Here is a 15,884-nt window from a genome sequence, read left to right as displayed (position 1 = left end):
GCGATAAATGAGCGAGGCCTTAAAGGCCATCCTTTTGCAGATGATCGAGATCCACCGGATCGCCGCTGTGGGCATCGAGGCGATGACGAATGTCCTCGAACATCTGGTCGAATTCTTCGTGCTCGTGGCTGATCAGCACCAGGCTGGTGGGCAGGCCGTGCTTGTGGGCCAGGCGACTGACCACGCTGGCGAAGTTGAAGGCAGTATCGCGGTGCAGCTCGAACGCCTCTTCGAAGGGCGCGCCGTCGATTTCACCTTTCAGGGACATCTGCAGCATCGGCCCTTCGGCCGCATCCTGGCGAATGTCGTAATGCAGATCGACGGTGTAGATCGGAACGTCGCCATTGGCGACGCTGTTGCTGCGATGAAAATGGCCAGGCTCGAACATGATCTGTCTCCTCTGCGCAGGAATTGACCGAAGCCAGACACGACGTCGGATTCCTCACTATAGACAGTGGCGCGTCGCGATGATGCGAGTCGATGAGCGCACCACCAAGGAGCAACAAAAGCACCAATAGTGGGCAAATTCGAAACACGCAGGCCGCTGCAAAGACCCAGCGCAGAGACGTTGATACGCTCGTTTGAACTCAGTGCTTCTTTTCGGCGCGCTCCTGCACCAGCACCCAGGGCGCAACGACGACAGCCCACAGCGACGGATCGCGCGCGTGCAGATCCTCGGCTCGGGTATCACTCAACACCGCGACACGCCCGCTTTCCAGCCACGCACCGACCACCTCGCGGCGGTCTTCGGCAACCGCTTCGGCCACCTCGATCAGGTCCTGATCGCTGTCCACCCATAGCAGTGCGCCGCGGGCGAAGAACGGCTGCAGCTCCTGCCAGGTGATGGGAGCGGTTTCGCCGAGCAATTTGGCATAGAGGGTGCTTGGTTGTTCGTTCATGGCAGTTCCGTATTTCGATGGCCGTTTTTTGACGGCCGCCATGATAACGACGAGCGGCTGACAGACAAGAGACTGTCAACCGCCCGGCGGTCAGGAACTAGCCGTTTTTCTATACATTTCTTGCAATTACGCGACATTCCTACCGTTCTCTTTCGACTGCCGACTTTCCAAGGCGCAAATCTGCGCTCTACACTGTATCGGTACAGTTGCCGGGGATATGGCCGGAAGTCGACTCCGGTTCTGCTGCTTTGGCTACCAGAACTACAACAAAACACAACGAGTGGAGCACTATGAACAACGCTACTAAGCAGATTTCCAAGCTGTTCGCCGCTATGGCCCTGGCTGGCTGCGCCAGCTACTCGGTTGCCGCCGACACCATCAAGATCGCCATGGCTGGCCCGGTGACCGGTGCCGTCGCTCAGTACGGTGAAATGCAGTTCGTCGGTGCCAAGATGGCCATCGAGCAGATCAACAAGGCCGGCGGCGTGAACGGTGCTCAGCTCGAAGGCGTGGTCTATGACGACGCGTGCGATCCCAAGCAAGCCGTGGCCGTAGCCAACAAGATCGTCAACGATGGCGCCAAGTTCGTCGTTGGCCACCTGTGCTCCAGCTCCACTCAGCCGGCTTCGGACATCTACGAAGACGAAGGCATCCTGATGATTACCCCGGCTGCCACCAGCCCGGAAATCACCGCCCGTGGCTACGAGCTGATCTTCCGCACCATCGGTCTGGACAGCCTGCAGGGCCCGACCGCCGGTAACTTCATCGCCGATCACGTCAAGCCGAAGAATGTCGCCGTCATCCACGACAAGCAGCAGTACGGTGAAGGCATCGCCAGCGCCGTGAAGCAGACCCTGGAATCCAAAGGCGTGAAAGTCGGCGTGTTCGAAGGTATCAACGCCGGCGACAAGGACTTCTCCTCGCTGATCGCCAAGCTCAAGCAGCAAGGCATCGACTTCGTCTACTACGGCGGCTACCACCCGGAACTGGGCCTGCTGCTGCGTCAGTCCAAGGAAAAAGGCCTGGACGTGCGCTTCATGGGCCCCGAAGGCGTAGGCAACAAGGAAATCTCGGCCATCGCCGGCCCGGCTTCCGAAGGCCTGCTGGTCACCCTGCCGCAGTCGTTCGACCAGGACCCGAAGAACAAGGCGCTGGTTGAAGCGTTCAAAGCCAAGAACGAAGACCCGAGCGGTCCGTTCGTATTCCCGGCCTACGCTGCCGTTCAGGTCATCGCCGGCGGCATCGAGAAAGCCGGTAGCACCGACACCGCCGAAGTGGCCGCAGCCCTGCGCGCCAACACCTTCGAAACCCCGACCGGCACCCTCGGTTTCGACGAGAAAGGCGACCTGAAGAACTTCAACTTCGTGGTCTATGAATGGCACCAGGACGGCACCAAGTCCGAAGCCAAGTAAGTCCCCCTCCGAAGAAGCTGATTCATGAGCTAGCGAGCTAGCGTCCTGCAAGGCAAGAACAGGCGAGGAAGCGGAGTGTACTTTTGTACATGAGCATTCCGAACCTGTTCTTAACGCAGCAGGGCCGACGCGCAGCAGATCATGAACAGGTTCTGAACCAAGAGCCCACTGCTGCGGTGGGCTTTGTTTATTAGAAAGAATTCCGGTTTCGCGCTGCGCCACAAGCGCTGTCGTGCGCGCAAGCCCAGGAGTTAGGCAATGCCTGATCTTTATCACTACCTGCAACAGCTGCTCAACGGCCTGACCGTCGGCAGTACCTATGCCCTCATCGCCATTGGCTACACCATGGTGTACGGCATCATCGGCATGATCAACTTCGCCCACGGCGAGGTTTACATGATCGGATCCTACGTCGCCTTCATCGCCATCACCCTCCTGGCAATGATGGGCCTCGACAGCCTGCCGCTGATCATGATCTGCGCCTTCGCGGCGAGCATCATCGTCACCAGTGCTTTCGGTTACAGCATCGAACGGGTTGCCTATCGGCCGCTACGCGGCGGCAACCGCCTGATCCCGCTGATCTCGGCGATCGGCATGTCGATCTTCCTGCAGAACGCCGTGATGCTTTCCCAGGACTCAAAGGACAAGGCCATCACCAACCCGCTGCCCGGTAACTTCGTGTTCGGCGAGAGCGCCATGAACGGCGTGGTGATCTCCTACATGCAGGTGCTGATCTTCGTGGTCACCTTCCTGACCATGGTCGGCCTGACCCTGTTCATCTCCCGCTCCCGCCTGGGCCGCGCCTGCCGCGCCTGCGCCGAGGACCTGAAGATGGCCAACCTGCTGGGCATCAACACCAACAACATCATCGCCCTGACCTTCGTGATCGGCGCCGCTCTGGCGGCCGTCGCGGCCGTGCTGCTGGGCATGCAATACGGCGTGATCAACCCGCACCTGGGTTTCCTGGCCGGCATCAAGGCGTTTACCGCCGCAGTACTTGGCGGCATCGGCAGCATTCCGGGCGCCGTGCTCGGCGGCCTGGTGCTCGGCGTGGCCGAGGCCTTCGGCGCCGACATCTTCGGCGATCAGTACAAGGACGTCGTGGCCTTCAGCCTGCTGGTCTTGGTGCTGCTGTTCCGCCCGACCGGCATCCTCGGCCGTCCGGAGGTTGAAAAAGTATGAGCAAGAACCTCAAGACAGCCCTGTTCAGCAGCATTCTTCTGCTGCTGATCTCCTACCCGATCCTCGGCCTCAAGCTCAGCGTCGTCGGCATCAGCCTGCAGGTCAGCGGCGCCAGCGCCAAAACCCTGTGGACCATCGGCATCGCCGCGGCACTGCTGTTCGTCTGGCACCTGGTGCTGCGTGACCGCCTGATGGGCGGCGAAAAGCTCAAGGGCGCCCTGCCGAGCATTCCGTCGAACCTCAAGGACACCCTGACCCTGCCCAGCGTGCAGCGCTGGATCATGCTCGCGCTGTTCGTGGTGGCACTGGCCTGGCCGTTCTTCGGCACCCGCGCGGCGGTGGACATCGCCACGCTGATCCTCATCTACGTGATGCTGGGCATTGGCCTGAACATCGTGGTCGGTCTCGCCGGCTTGCTCGACCTGGGTTACGTCGGCTTCTACGCGGTGGGCGCCTACACCTACGCGCTGCTCGCCGAGTACGCAGGCTTCGGTTTCTGGACGGCATTGCCGATAGCGGGTCTGATGGCGGCCACCTTCGGCTGCCTACTGGGCTTCCCGGTGCTCAGGCTACGCGGTGACTACCTGGCCATCGTGACTCTCGGCTTCGGCGAAATCATCCGCATCATGCTGCGTAACCTCACCGACATCACTGGCGGCCCGAACGGCATCAGCTCGATTCCCAAACCGGAGCTGTTCGGCCTGTCGCTGGATCGCCGCGCGCCGGATGGTGGCCAGACCCTGCATGACTTCCTCGGCATCGCCTACAACTCCTCCTACAAGGTGATCTTCCTGTACCTGATCGCCCTATTGCTGGTGCTGTTGGCTATCTTCGTGATCAACCGTCTGATGCGCATGCCGATCGGCCGCGCCTGGGAAGCCCTGCGTGAAGACGAAATCGCCTGCCGCGCCCTGGGTCTGAACCCGACCACGGTCAAGCTCTCGGCCTTCACCATCGGCGCCAGCTTCGCCGGTTTTGCCGGTAGCTTCTTCGCCGCCCGCCAGGGTCTGGTGACGCCGGAGTCGTTCACCTTCATCGAGTCGGCGATGATCCTCGCCATCGTCGTGCTCGGCGGCATGGGCTCGCAGCTTGGCATCATCTTCGCCGCAGTGGTGATGACCCTGCTGCAGGAAATGCGCGACTTCAACGAGTACCGCATGCTGATATTCGGTCTGACCATGATCGTGATGATGATCTGGCGTCCGCAAGGATTGCTGCCCATGCAGCGCCCACACCTGGAGTTGAAACAACGATGAGCCGCCCGATTCTAGAAGTGAGCGGCCTGTCCATGCGTTTTGGCGGCCTGCTGGCCGTCAACGGGGTCAGCCTCTCGGTCAATGAAAAACAGGTAGTGTCGATGATCGGCCCGAACGGCGCCGGCAAGACCACCGTGTTCAACTGCCTGACCGGTTTCTACAAACCGACCTCGGGCAGCATCCGCCTCAATGGCGAGCAGATCGAAGGCCTGCCGGGCCACAAGATCGCCCGCAAGGGTGTGGTGCGCACGTTCCAGAACGTTCGCCTGTTCAAGGAAATGACCGCGGTGGAAAACCTGCTGGTCGCCCAGCACCGCCACATCAACACCAACTTCCTCTCAGGGCTGTTCAAGACCCCGGCGTTTCGCCGCAGCGAACGCGAGGCCATGGATTACGCCGCGCATTGGCTGGAACAGGTCAACCTGACCGAATTCGCCAACCGCCCGGCCGGCACTCTGGCCTACGGTCAGCAGCGCCGCCTGGAAATCGCCCGCTGCATGATGACCCGGCCGAGCATCCTGATGCTCGACGAACCGGCTGCCGGCCTCAACCCGCGGGAAACCGACGACCTGAAAGCGCTGATCGGCGTACTGCGTGACGAGCATGACGTGACCGTGCTGCTGATCGAGCACGACATGAAGCTGGTCATGAGCATTTCCGACCATATCTTCGTGATCAACCAGGGCACACCCCTGGCCGACGGCACGCCACAACAGATCCGCGACAATCCGGACGTGATCAAAGCCTACCTGGGGGAAGCGTAATGCTGTATTTCGACAACGTTTCCACCTTCTACGGCAAGATCCAGGCGCTGCACGGTGTCAGCGTGGAAGTGCGCCAGGGTGAGATCGTCACCCTGATCGGTGCCAACGGCGCCGGCAAATCCACCCTGCTGATGACCCTGTGCGGCACGCCGCAAGCCACCAGCGGCAGCATCCGTTATCAGGGTGAAGAGCTGGTCGGCATGGAAACCCCGCAGATCATGCGCAAGAGCATCGCCGTGGTGCCGGAAGGCCGCCGCGTGTTCGCCCGCCTGACCGTCGAGGAAAACCTCGCCATGGGCGGTTTCTTCGGCAACAAGGCGGACAATCAGGAGCAGCTGGACAAGGTGCTGCACCTGTTCCCGCGCCTGAAGGAACGCCTGGTGCAGCGCGCCGGCACTATGTCCGGCGGCGAGCAGCAGATGCTCGCCATCGGCCGTGCGCTGATGAGCAAGCCCAAGCTGCTGCTGCTCGACGAGCCCTCGCTGGGCCTGGCGCCGATCATCATCCAGCAGATCTTCGACATCATCGAACAGCTGCGCAAGGACGGTGTGACGGTGTTCCTGGTCGAGCAGAACGCCAACCAGGCGCTCAAGCTGGCCGACCGTGGCTACGTGCTGGAGAACGGGCGGATCGTCATGCAGGGCAGTGGGCATGACCTGCTCAATGATCCGAAGGTGCGTGACGCTTACTTAGGCGGCTGATGCCTTTGAATCCTGGCGGCCCATGGCCGCCGGGATATTTACCCTGAACGATGCCCGGCGCGCTCCAGTCCCAATATTGAACGAACTGAACTGGAGTCGCACCATGCTGAAGTTTCTGGGCAGCACCATCGGCATCATCTTCCTGATCGGCCTGCTGGTCGTGATCGGTATCTTCTCACTGATCTTCTGATCACCCCATCTGCAAGCCGGGCGCCCTGCCCGGCTTTTTTCATGCAGCGCGCATGAGCCTGCGCGCAACGCTACAATGGGCATCACTTCGCTGACGATGCTCCGCCATGACCACTCCCCTTCGCCTCTCCAAACGCCTGATCGAACTCACCGGCTGCTCGCGCCGCGAGGCTGAACTGTATATCGAGGGCGGCTGGGTCACGGTTGACGGTGCGGTCGTCGACGAACCGCAGCGCAAGGTCACCAACGAAACCGTTGCCCTGCTGCCCGATGCCGTTGCCGAACCGTTGCTGCCGGTTACCCTGCTGCTGCACATTCCAAGCGGGCGTTTTCCAGAGCGCGCCACCGAGGAGATCGGCGAGGACAGCCGTTGGCCGGACGATCGCGCCGAGCAACGTACTCTCAAAGGACACTTTGCCCGCCTGACGCCCTGCATCCCCCTGCAGGCGGGCGCCGACGGCCTGCACGTGCTGACCCAGGACTGGCGCACCGAGCGCAAGCTGCGCGAGGACCTGGCCAAGCTCGAACAGGAGTACGTGGTAGAGGTCAGCGGCGAGCTGTCGGAACGCGACCTCAAGCGCCTTAACCACGGTCTGGTGTTCAACGGCACGCCCCTGGCGCCGTGCAAGGTCAGTTGGCAGAACGAAACCCGCCTGCGCTTCGCCCTGAAGAATCCGCTGCCCGGCCAGTTGGTGTTCATGTGCAACAGCGTCGGCCTCAAGGTGCTGGGCCTCAAGCGCATCCGCATCGGCGGTGTGCCCATGGGCAAGGTTCCAGCGGGCCAATGGCGCTACCTGGGTGCCAAGGAACGCTTCTGAGCCTTCACGCTCCCCCCTTTCTTACAGGGCCGCCTCAGCGCTGGCCCCATTTTCAGGATTTCCCATGATCAACAACGATGTACTGCGCAGCCTGCGCTACATGCTTGATGTCAGCGATGAACAGCTGGCCGAGATAGTCCAGCTCGGTGGCCATACGGTGACCGAGGATGAGATCACCGCCGTACTGAAAAAGGATGATGAGCCGGGCTTCCAGCCGTGCAGCGACAAGTTGCTGGCCCACGCTCTCGATGGCATGGTGTACTTCAAGCGCGGCAAGGACGACAGCCGCCCGGCACCCGCCCTAGAGTTGCCGGTGAGCAACAATCAGGTGCTGAAGAAACTGCGCGTAGCCTTCGAGCTCAAGGAAGACGACATCCACGCCATCATGCGCAGCGTCGATTTCGTGGTGTCGAAGCCGGAAATGAGCGCACTGTTCCGCAAGGCTGGCACCAGCAACTACCGCCTCTGCGGCGATCAGTTCCTGCGCAACTTCCTCAAGGGCCTGACCCAGCGCCTGCGCGGCTGAGCAGCATGAATCATCAGGTTTCGCCCATCGGCTACGTGCGCTCCTGCTTCAAGGAGAAGTTCGCCATCCCCCGCCAGCCGCAACTGGCGCCTGCCGCACGTGGCGTGCTGGAGCTGTGCCCGCCATTCGACAGCGGCGACGCCGTTCAGGGGCTGGAGCAGGTCAGCCATGTGTGGCTACTGTTCCTGTTTCACCAGGCGCTGGAAGACAAACCGCGCCTGAAAGTGCGCCCGCCGCGCCTTGGCGGCAACCGCGCCATCGGCGTGTTCGCCACCCGGGCGACCCACCGCCCCAACGGCATCGGCCAATCGGTGGTGAAGCTGGACAAGGTCGACAAGGATCGTCTGTGGCTGTCAGGCATCGACCTGCTCGATGGCACCCCGGTGCTCGACATCAAACCCTACGTGCCCTACGCCGACGGTGTGCCAGGCGCCCATAACCAGATCGCCACCGATGCCCCGCCGCAGATCGCCGTGCACTGGCAGGACGACGCCCTGGCCAGCGCCCGGCACCATGCCCTGCGCCTGGGCGAGCCGCTGGTGGAACTGATCGAGCAATGCCTGACCCAAGACCCGCGCCCGGCCTATCAGCAGCCTGCGCCAGAACGCCGCTACGGGGTACGGTTGTGGGATGTGGATGTGCACTGGCATTACCCGCAGCCAGACTGCATCAGGGTGGTGGATATCACCTTGCCCTGATGGCGTGCCGGGGACATCTGCTTAGCGGACGGTTTAAGGCAAGAGCAGACATCCAACGATTCGTGGGAGAGGCTTTAGCCTCGAGATCTTTCCCCCCAGGCAGGCACAATCGGGGCTAAAGCCCCTCCCACAAAAGCAGCAGTTGCCGATGTCCACTCCCGCCACATCCTTGTCTCGACGCAAGAACCGAATCACTTTCCTGCAGACGAAAAAAATCCGCAGCCATCGCTGGCTGCGGATTCTCGATTCTCAGTCGATCAGGCGCCGGCTTTCTGCACGGCGTCCTTGATCAGGGTCTGCAGCTCACCCTTCTCGTACATTTCCAGCAGGATGTCGCTGCCGCCGACCAGCTCACCGGCTACCCACAGTTGCGGGAAGGTCGGCCAGTTGGCGTACTTGGGCAGGTTGGCGCGGATTTCCGGGTTCTGCAGGATGTCGACGTAGGCGAATTTCTCGCCGCAGCCCATCAGCGCCTGGGAAGCGCGAGCCGAGAAACCGCACTGCGGCGCGTTCGGCGAGCCTTTCATGTACAGCAGAACGGTGTTGTTGGCGATCTGCTCTTTGATGGTTTCGATGATATCCATTAGGCACCTCAGAACTGGACTATCCGACTCGTGGGTCGATACGGTGCGCGCATTGTAACCAAAAGCCGAGCGCAATGCTCAGCCATGCAGACGCACCGCACCTGATTCAAGCCGCAACCACTTCCACCGGCACGCCATTGAGCGCAGCGTTGCCCGATAGCGCGTCGAGCAGACGCTCATCCGTCAGATCATTCGCACTGGCCCCTGGCGTCGACTGAGCGATGCTCATCTGTACACCAGGTCGGCCATGACCCCAGCCGTGGGGCAGGCTGACCACCCCGGGCATCATCTCGGCACTGCCGAGTACCTCGACCTCCAGCGCACCAACCCGCGAGCGCACGCTGACCCGCTGGCCATCACTGAACCCGCGTCGCGCCAGATCCTCGGGGTTCATCAGCAACTGATGGCGCGGCTTTCCTTTCACCAGCCGGTGATAGTTGTGCATCCATGAATTGTTGCTGCGTACATGACGGCGGCCGATCAACAACAGTTGGCCCTCGACCCATGCCGGCTGCGCCGCAAAACGCTGCAGGTCGTCCAGCAATAACGCCGGCGCGACTTGCACCTTGCCATCTACGGTTTTCAGGCGCGCTGCAAGGTTGGGCTTGAGCGGGCCGATATCCAGGCCATGGGGATGATCCAGCAGCGTCTGCAGCGACAGCTTGAGCGGCGAGCGATCGCCGTAGGGCCCCATGCGCAACCCGAAGTCGATCATCTGCGCTGGCGGCTGCGTCGGTTTTAGGGTCGCGCCGGTCTGCGCGGCAAAGGCCTGCGCCAGGCCGACGAAGATCTCCCAGTCATCCAGTGCGCCAGCGGGTTTGGGCAGTACGGCTTGGTTGAAGCGGGTGACGTTGCGTACCGCGAACAGGTTGAAGGTGGTGTCGTAGTGATCATGCTCCAGCGGCGCAGTGGACGGCAGGATCAGGTCGGCGTACCGGGTGGTTTCGTTGATATACAGGTCCACGCTGAGCATGAAATCCAGCCCTTCGAGCCCACGCTCCAGCTGGCGACCGTTGGGCGTGGACAGCACCGGGTTGCCCGCCACGGTGATCAGCGCCCGCACCTGGCCGTCACCGTCGGTGAGCATTTCCTCGGCCAAAGCGCTGACCGGCAGCTCGCCGCCATATTCCGGCAGACCGGATACGCGGCTCTGCCAGCGGTTGAAGTGCCCGCCGGACGTTGCACCCACCAGATCCACCGCTGGCTCGGTGCACAGCGCCCCCCCCTCGCGGTCCAGGTTGCCGGTCACCAGGTTGATCACCTGCACCAGCCATTGGCACAGGGTGCCGAATACCTGGGTCGAAACCCCCATGCGCCCGTAACAAACGGCGCGCTCGGCCGCGGCAAAGTCACGGGCCAGTTGCCGGATCGTTCCTGCCGGCACACCGCAGCGCGCGGCCATGCGCTCGGCGTCGAACGGGGCAACCGCGCCGCGCAACTCATCCAGCCCGGCGATTGGCAAATGACTGGCCCGCCCCAGGTTTTCTTCGAACAGCGTGTTGAGCATGCCCAGCAATAAGGCAGCATCCTGCCCAGGGCGAATGAACAGGTGCTGATCGGCGATGGCTGCGGTTTCGGTATGCCGCGGGTCGACCACCACCAGCTTGCCGCCACGAGCCTGGATGGCCTTGAGGCGCTTCTCCACATCCGGCACGGTCATCAGGCTGCCATTGGACGCCAACGGGTTGCCGCCCAGGATCAGCATGAAATCGGTCTGGTCGATGTCGGGGATGGGAATCAGAAAACCGTGGCCGTACATCAGGTGACAGGTCAGGTGATGGGGCAACTGATCGACCGACGTGGCGGAGTAGCGGTTGCGCGTTTTCAGCAGGCCCAGGAAGTAGTTGCTGTGGGTCATCAGCCCGTAGTTGTGCACGCTGGGGTTGCCCTGATAGACCGCCACCGCGTTCTGCCCATGGGCTGCCTGCACGGCAGCCAGGCGGCTGGCCGCGAACTCGAAGGCCTCCTGCCAACCGATGGCTTCCCAGCGATCACCGGTCCGGCGCATGGGCTGGCGCAGGCGGTCCGGGTCGTTCTGGATATCCTGCAGGGCTACGGCCTTCGGGCAGATATGCCCGCGGCTGAACGGGTCGTCGCGGTCGCCCTTGATGGAGCGTACCTGGGACTGCCCACCGGCAGTCTGCTCGACTTCCAGCGTCAGCCCACAGATGGCTTCGCACAGGTGGCACGCACGGTAATGGAGGGTCGTGGTCATGGCCAGCCTCGCTTTGTTGTTGAAGGGCCATCATGGGCGCCGACGCGAAGTCCTGCCAGCAGCTTCGATGCCGTGAATCGCGGGCCATCAGAGCCATGCATCAGGCCGGCATAAAAGCTGGAAAGGCGCGTCACATCTGGCAATCCGGGCAAATTTGCGCCTAGGCGTCATTTACTTATAAGATCGGCGGCTTCCCGTTTCGTCGCACTGTGCGGCCCCCAGCCGCAGGTTCTCCCGTTTTTCCTCGAAAAAACAACCTGCGCCCTGTATGTCAAAAGGTAGTTAACGATGAGCGCAAGACACTTTCTCTCGCTGAAGGACTGTACCCCCGATGAGCTGGTGGGCCTGATCCGACGCGGCATGGAACTGAAAGGCTTGCGCAACAGTGGCGTGCTCTTCGAACCCCTGCGCAATCGCGTGCTGGGCATGATCTTCGAGAAAGCCTCGACCCGTACCCGCGTATCGTTCGAAGCCGGCATGATCCAGCTCGGCGGACAGGCCATCTTTTTGTCGCCACGCGACACCCAGCTGGGCCGTGGCGAACCGGTCGCCGACTCGGCCATCGTCATGTCGCGCATGCTCGATGCGGTCATGATCCGTACATTCGCCCACAGCACCCTGACCGAGTTCGCCGCCAACTCCCGGGTGCCGGTGATCAACGGCCTGTCGGACGATCTGCACCCCTGCCAGCTGTTGGCCGACATGCAGACCTTCCTCGAACACCGCGGCAGCATCGTCGGCAAGACCGCTGCCTGGATCGGCGACGGCAACAACATGTGCAACTCCTATATAGAAGCGGCCATGCAGTTCGACTTCAAATTGCATGTCGCTTGCCCTGAAGGTTATGAGCCGAGCGCTGCTCTGCTGGCCGAGGCAGGTGAGCGGGTGAAGATCTTCCGCGACCCGCGCGAAGCAGTCGCCGGCGCGCACCTGGTGACCACCGACGTGTGGGCCTCCATGGGCCAGGAAGAAGAAATCGCCGAGCGCCACAAGCTGTTCGCGCCCTATCAGGTGAACCGCGCGCTGCTCGACGCCGCCGACGAGAACGTGCTGTTCCTGCATTGCCTGCCAGCGCACCGTGGCGAGGAAATCAGCGTCGACCTGCTCGACGATCCACGCTCGGCCGCCTGGGACCAAGCGGAGAACCGCCTGCATGCGCAGAAAGCGCTGCTCGAATTCCTGGTCGAACCGGCGTATCACCACGCATGAGCCAGCCGATGCTGTTGAGCCTGCGCAATCTGGGTTGCGGCTACGGTGACCAGCGCATCGTGCAGCAGTTGAACCTGCACCTCAACGCCGGGGAAATCGGTTGCCTGCTCGGCCCTTCCGGCTGCGGCAAGACCACCACGCTGCGCGCCATCGCCGGCTTCGAGCCGGTACTCGAAGGCGAAATCGCCCTGGCCGGCGAGGTCATCTCCCGCCCTGGCTTCACCCTGGCGCCCGAGAAACGCCGCATCGGCATGGTGTTTCAGGACTACGCCCTGTTCCCGCACCTGAGCGTGGCGCAGAACGTGTCCTTCGGCATTCGCAAGCAGCCCGACTGCGAGCAGGTGACTCGCGAATTGCTGGAGCTGGTCAAGCTCGACCACCTGAGCAAACGCCACCCGAACGAGCTGTCTGGCGGGCAACAGCAGCGCGTCGCCCTGGCCCGTGCCCTGGCTACCAACCCGCAACTGCTATTGCTCGACGAGCCGTTCTCCAACCTCGACGGCGAGCTGCGCCGGCGTCTCAGCCATGAGGTGCGCGACATTCTCAAGGCCCGTGGCACCAGCGCGATTCTGGTCACCCACGACCAGGAAGAAGCCTTTGCCGTCAGCGACCAGGTGGGCGTATTCAAGGCCGGGCATCTGGAGCAATGGGACACGCCGTTCAATCTTTACCACGAACCGCAGACGCCGTTTGTTGCCAGCTTTATCGGTCAGGGTTACTTCATTCGCGGCCAACTCCTGGCGCCCGATGAAGTACAGACCGAACTCGGCGTGATCCGCGGCAACCGCGCCTACGCCTGGCCAGTCGGTAGCTCTGTGGATGTGCTGCTGCGCCCGGACGACATCGTCCATGACCCAGCAAGCGCGCAGAAGGCCAAGATCGTTGGCAAGAGCTTTCTCGGCGCCGCCACCCTGTATCGCCTGCAGTTGCCCACCGGCAGCCAGCTAGAAGCCCTGTTCCCCAGCCATGCCGACCATCAGCCGGGCGAACAGGTGGGCATCCGCATCGCCGCCGACCACCTAGTGGCCTTTGCCGCTCCGGGCAGCGTGGCAGCGCCTTCGATCCTGGAGCGAGCGGACTAGAGAAACAACTCGCCGCTGCTCACCACCCGAGCATGACCGGCGATCTCCACCCGCTCCCCTTTCAGGCGACACCATAGAAAACCGCCGCGCTTACCCCCCTGGTAGGCGCTCAGCTCGGGCTTGCCCAGTTGCTGCGTCCAGTACGGCGTGAGGATGCAGTGCGCCGAGCCGGTGACCGGATCCTCGTCGATGCCCACGGCAGGGGCGAAGTTGCGCGACACGAAATCCACCGCCTCACCCCGCGCAGTCACGATCACCGCCGGCCATGGCAGCTGCGCCAACGCCCGTAAGTTGGGGTTGCAGGCGCGTACGGCCGCTTCGGACTCGAGCACCACCAGCAATTGCGGGGCATCCAGCACGGCAACGGGCGCCTGCCCGAGGATTTGCGCCAGACCCTCGGGCTCGGCGATTGGCGTCGGCGCATTGCACGGGAAATCCAGCACCAGACGATCGCCCTCGCGGCGCACCGACAGGCTGCCATCCACGTAATTGAAATCGATCCGCTCGCCCGCCTCGCCATGGCACTCGAACAAGGCATGGGCGCTGGCCAGGGTAGCGTGCCCACATAATGGCACTTCGGTGGTCGGCGTGAACCAGCGGATACGCCAGGCCGCGCCCTCTTTGACCACGAAGGCGGTTTCGGCCAGGTTGTGCTCGGCGGCGATCTGCTGCATCAACGCATCGTCTAGCCAGCGGTCAAGGCGATAGACCACCGCCGGGTTGCCTGCAAAGGGCTTGTCGCTGAAGGCGTCGATCTGGTGAAACGGCAGGGACATCGGGATTTTCCTTGAAGATAACGGATGGCTCAGCTTGCCTGCAACGCGCCGCCTGGCTGCGATACAGCGCGACGCCAATACGGCGCAACAGCGCGATCAGGGCTGGGTATGGATGCCGTAGCGTTGCAGCAGGGCGTCGAGGCGACCGTCTTGCTGATAACGCCGCACGCCTTCGTCGAAGATATCGCGATAGCGGGCACTGGAGGACAGCACGGGGGAAAAGGCGATGTAGATCGGCACGTCAGGCACCCGACAGCCGACTTCGAGCAGATCATCGTGATTGCCGTGCTGGTCCTGGTACATGGCCATGATCCAGGTATTTTCCAGCAACGCATCCAGGCGCCCCAGTTCGACCTTGCGCACGTTCAGCGCCAGCGCCTGTTCCCCCGCAGCCAACTGCAAGCGTTCCTGGTCACGCTGATGACGGCTTATATAGTCGTCGAGCTCCTGACCATAGCTGTAGCCGTTGATCACACCCAGGCGAACCTGGGCCAGCGAATCCAGCCCGGTGTAGCGCCAGCCGGTACCGGGCCGGGCGTAGAAACAGTTACGGGAAATGCCGGGCGAGTGCTTGCCGAACAGAAAATCCGGCGCATCGCGTACGCCGGCGCCGACCAGAGCGTTGGCACGACCGCTACGCACATCCTGCACGGCGCGCGCCCAGTTGGTGACGCGATATTCGACCTGGATGCCAGCCTCGGCGAAGATCTGCGTGGCCAGCTCGATGAAGATGCCCGGCCGCTCGGCCTCAGGCGCACAATTGACCGGACACCAGACATCGGCCTCCATGATCAAGGTTTCAGCCCGCACGCTGGCGGTGCTCAACAACGCAGCCACCAACAGGCCTTTCGCCATCCAACCCAAACCGTTCACCGCTCGCCTAGCCTCCTGCCGGGGACGCCATAGCCGCCCCATTCCTTGTACACCGCTGCGCTCCCAGCCCGTGAGGCGAAAGCGAAACCGACAGTGCCAGCCTCTGGAGCCAGCTTCAAGCATGGCGCGCGGTATTCCGGCATACGGTTGCTGGACACGTCACAGATTTTTTATATCAGCGACCGATATCGGCGAACTGCGCCTGGGTGTGCTCGGCCAGCGTCTCGGCGCTCAGTTCGACCTCCAACCCACGTCGCCCGGCACTCACATAAATGCTCGGGAAATTGCCCGCACTGCTATCGATAAAGGTACGCAGACGCTTCTTCTGGCCCAGAGGGCTAATGCCACCGACCAGATACCCGGTGGCACGCTGCGCGGCATCGACCGGCGCCATGTCCACCTTCTTCACGCAGGCAGCTTGGGCCAGAGCCTTTAGGTCTAGACTGCCGACCACCGGCACCACGGCCACCAGTAGTTCGCCCTTCTCGCTGGCCGCCAGCAATGTCTTGAACACCCGTACCGGCTCGAGGTCTAGCTTCTCGGCGGCCTCCAGCCCGTAGGAAGCGGCTTTGGGGTCATGCTCATAACTGTGGATTCGGTGGGTGGCACCAACCTTCTTCAAGAGATTCAATGCAGGCGTCATGAAGGCTCCGGATGACAGGAAAAAAGGGCGAACGGCCCGGCGATTCTAGCGCCGCGG

General features: G+C 62.5%; 18 protein-coding genes. 11 read left to right on the top strand and 7 right to left on the bottom strand.

Features of this window, described 5'->3' with window-relative positions; all coding sequences use genetic code 11:
* Positions 1-19: 19 nt before the first annotated feature.
* Together PVA39_RS19300 and PVA39_RS19295 are read right to left on the bottom strand one after the other, a co-directional pair.
* On the bottom strand, positions 20-388 hold the full coding sequence (locus PVA39_RS19300; RefSeq protein ID WP_274125408.1) for a DUF5064 family protein: 369 nt from the start codon (positions 386-388) through the stop codon (positions 20-22).
* A 199-nt stretch (positions 389-587) separates the two neighbouring features.
* Positions 588-899, bottom strand: coding sequence for a DUF2288 domain-containing protein (locus PVA39_RS19295; RefSeq protein ID WP_274125407.1), 312 nt, complete (start codon positions 897-899; stop codon positions 588-590).
* Between the two features lie 290 nt (positions 900-1,189).
* Here PVA39_RS19295 and PVA39_RS19290 point away from each other — a divergent pair, with 290 nt between their 5' ends.
* From PVA39_RS19290 to tsaA, 9 genes are all read left to right on the top strand, one after another.
* Positions 1,190-2,311 carry a branched-chain amino acid ABC transporter substrate-binding protein gene (locus PVA39_RS19290; protein WP_274125406.1) on the top strand — a complete coding sequence of 374 codons (1,122 nt, stop codon included), beginning with the start codon at positions 1,190-1,192 and terminating at the stop codon, positions 2,309-2,311.
* Between the two features lie 258 nt (positions 2,312-2,569).
* Complete coding sequence (gene livH / locus PVA39_RS19285) at positions 2,570-3,493, top strand: high-affinity branched-chain amino acid ABC transporter permease LivH (RefSeq protein ID WP_013792296.1); 924 nt, start codon at positions 2,570-2,572, stop codon at positions 3,491-3,493.
* Positions 3,490-4,749, top strand: coding sequence for a high-affinity branched-chain amino acid ABC transporter permease LivM (locus PVA39_RS19280; RefSeq protein WP_274125405.1), 1,260 nt, complete (start codon positions 3,490-3,492; stop codon positions 4,747-4,749). The genes livH and PVA39_RS19280 overlap by 4 nt, the downstream gene beginning before the upstream one ends.
* The gene (livG, locus tag PVA39_RS19275; protein ID WP_013792298.1) at positions 4,746-5,513 is read left to right on the top strand and encodes a high-affinity branched-chain amino acid ABC transporter ATP-binding protein LivG; all 768 of its coding nucleotides are present in this window, start codon (positions 4,746-4,748) and stop codon (positions 5,511-5,513) included. The genes PVA39_RS19280 and livG overlap by 4 nt, the downstream gene beginning before the upstream one ends.
* Positions 5,513-6,214 (top strand): ABC transporter ATP-binding protein, encoded by a 702-nt coding sequence (locus PVA39_RS19270; protein WP_075931190.1) that lies wholly within the window; start codon positions 5,513-5,515, stop codon positions 6,212-6,214. Before livG ends, PVA39_RS19270 begins: the two co-directional genes overlap by 1 nt.
* A 76-nt stretch (positions 6,215-6,290) precedes the next feature.
* Positions 6,291-6,404, top strand: a complete 114-nt coding sequence (locus PVA39_RS23540; RefSeq protein WP_443200982.1) for a hypothetical protein — start codon at positions 6,291-6,293, stop codon at positions 6,402-6,404.
* A gap of 106 nt (positions 6,405-6,510) precedes the next feature.
* The gene (locus PVA39_RS19265) at positions 6,511-7,221 is read left to right on the top strand and encodes an rRNA pseudouridine synthase (RefSeq protein ID WP_274125404.1); all 711 of its coding nucleotides are present in this window, start codon (positions 6,511-6,513) and stop codon (positions 7,219-7,221) included.
* A 64-nt stretch (positions 7,222-7,285) separates the two neighbouring features.
* Positions 7,286-7,747 (top strand): DUF1456 family protein, encoded by a 462-nt coding sequence (locus tag PVA39_RS19260; protein ID WP_274125403.1) that lies wholly within the window; start codon positions 7,286-7,288, stop codon positions 7,745-7,747.
* 5 nt (positions 7,748-7,752) lie between these two features.
* Positions 7,753-8,445 (top strand): tRNA (N6-threonylcarbamoyladenosine(37)-N6)-methyltransferase TrmO, encoded by a 693-nt coding sequence (tsaA, locus tag PVA39_RS19255; RefSeq protein ID WP_274125402.1) that lies wholly within the window; start codon positions 7,753-7,755, stop codon positions 8,443-8,445.
* Between the two features lie 257 nt (positions 8,446-8,702).
* On the opposite strand, the gene grxD is transcribed toward tsaA, so the two are convergent.
* Positions 8,703-9,029, bottom strand: coding sequence for a Grx4 family monothiol glutaredoxin (gene grxD, locus PVA39_RS19250; protein WP_070886621.1), 327 nt, complete (start codon positions 9,027-9,029; stop codon positions 8,703-8,705).
* A 106-nt stretch (positions 9,030-9,135) separates the two neighbouring features.
* The gene (locus PVA39_RS19245) at positions 9,136-11,244 is read right to left on the bottom strand and encodes a molybdopterin oxidoreductase family protein (RefSeq protein ID WP_274125401.1); all 2,109 of its coding nucleotides are present in this window, start codon (positions 11,242-11,244) and stop codon (positions 9,136-9,138) included.
* Between the two features lie 288 nt (positions 11,245-11,532).
* Here PVA39_RS19245 and argF point away from each other — a divergent pair, with 288 nt between their 5' ends.
* Positions 11,533-12,453, top strand: coding sequence for an ornithine carbamoyltransferase (gene argF / locus PVA39_RS19240; protein ID WP_274125400.1), 921 nt, complete (start codon positions 11,533-11,535; stop codon positions 12,451-12,453).
* Positions 12,450-13,535 carry an ABC transporter ATP-binding protein gene (locus tag PVA39_RS19235; RefSeq protein ID WP_274125399.1) on the top strand — a complete coding sequence of 362 codons (1,086 nt, stop codon included), beginning with the start codon at positions 12,450-12,452 and terminating at the stop codon, positions 13,533-13,535. Before argF ends, PVA39_RS19235 begins: the two co-directional genes overlap by 4 nt.
* On the opposite strand, the gene PVA39_RS19230 is transcribed toward PVA39_RS19235, so the two are convergent.
* The 3 genes from PVA39_RS19230 to ybaK all read right to left on the bottom strand — a co-directional run bounded on the left by PVA39_RS19230 (position 13,532) and on the right by ybaK (position 15,827).
* On the bottom strand, positions 13,532-14,311 hold the full coding sequence (locus PVA39_RS19230; RefSeq protein ID WP_274125398.1) for a PhzF family phenazine biosynthesis protein: 780 nt from the start codon (positions 14,309-14,311) through the stop codon (positions 13,532-13,534). The genes PVA39_RS19235 and PVA39_RS19230 overlap by 4 nt on opposite strands.
* A 96-nt stretch (positions 14,312-14,407) precedes the next feature.
* On the bottom strand, positions 14,408-15,148 hold the full coding sequence (locus tag PVA39_RS19225) for a substrate-binding periplasmic protein (RefSeq protein WP_274125397.1): 741 nt from the start codon (positions 15,146-15,148) through the stop codon (positions 14,408-14,410).
* Positions 15,149-15,359: 211 nt separating this feature from the next.
* Positions 15,360-15,827, bottom strand: coding sequence for a Cys-tRNA(Pro) deacylase (gene ybaK / locus PVA39_RS19220; RefSeq protein WP_274125396.1), 468 nt, complete (start codon positions 15,825-15,827; stop codon positions 15,360-15,362).
* Positions 15,828-15,884: the final 57 nt, after the last annotated feature.

Source organism: Pseudomonas sp. CNPSo 3701 (assembly GCF_028674975.1).
Classification (GTDB): domain Bacteria; phylum Pseudomonadota; class Gammaproteobacteria; order Pseudomonadales; family Pseudomonadaceae; genus Aquipseudomonas; species Aquipseudomonas straminea.
Note: the sequence above shows the minus strand (reverse complement) of the source record. Positions and strands in the feature narration are given on the sequence as shown.